Origin of the sequence: Priestia sp. BR_2 (genome assembly GCF_041954005.1) — a bacterium.
Classification (GTDB): Bacteria; Bacillota; Bacilli; order Paenibacillales; family Paenibacillaceae; genus Paenibacillus_AQ; species Paenibacillus_AQ lautus_A.
In genome coordinates this window covers 1-744 of the sequence record NZ_JAVFHM010000135.1, presented here as the reverse complement: position 1 = coordinate 744, position 744 = coordinate 1, and the positions used below count along the sequence as shown (strand labels likewise).

The window sequence follows — 744 nt, the reverse complement described above, 5'->3', positions numbered from 1 at the left end:
GGCTTTAGTATCTGCTAAAAGCCTATGGGGCAGCTTTGAGGCTACCAACATTTATGGATTGTGATGCGGGATAAGGTTTTTATATTGAGCTAAACTTATCATCTACACGAATGCACAGAAAAATCTTTTATTTCACCAATTTGTTTTCTGCTCATTCCAAAGCCTTGTAATGGAAACGTTCTTCTTTTGGAAATCGATTTGATATACATCGGGATTTGTTAAACGTGACCATTCACCAAACCCAAACTTCGGATCAAAATATCTGAGGATTAACGTCATCAAATTGCCGTGCGTAACAAACAGAGTCGTTTTCTGTTTTTCATTCATTACTTCTTTAAACAGCTCTAAAGCACGTGCCGTGGCTTCTTTCGTCGATTCTCCTCCGTCTACCTTAAAGTCTATGTCATCAAAAGTTCTTTTCAATACTTCTATCCAGTTGAAAAGAGGCTGTCCGCTTAAACGCCTTTCTTCTAGCCTTGTATCTATATGAAGAGGCAGACCGGGATCTTTTGCATAAGGTTCAATTGTTTGAACGGCTCGTTTGTACGGACTTGAAATAATTTTATCAATGGGATAACTCAGCTTGTTCAAATAGTCCATTAACTGCTGGGCTTGCTGTATGCCTTGTTCCGTCAGTGATGCTTTTGCTTCTTGCCCTTCTGCTTCACAATGCCTAACTAATAAAAAAGTTTTCATTCATCTTCCCTCCACGCGCAGTATAATAACCATTAATTACAAAATAAG

The 744-nt window shown here is 38.6% G+C and carries 1 protein-coding gene; it reads right to left on the bottom strand.

The genetic code is table 11. The annotated features are described in order from the left end of the window. Window positions 1-132: 132 nt before the first annotated feature. Entirely contained in the window at window positions 133-696 is a 564-nt protein-coding gene (locus RB298_RS05135) for a histidine phosphatase family protein (protein WP_486046207.1), read from the bottom strand. Window positions 697-744: the final 48 nt, after the last annotated feature.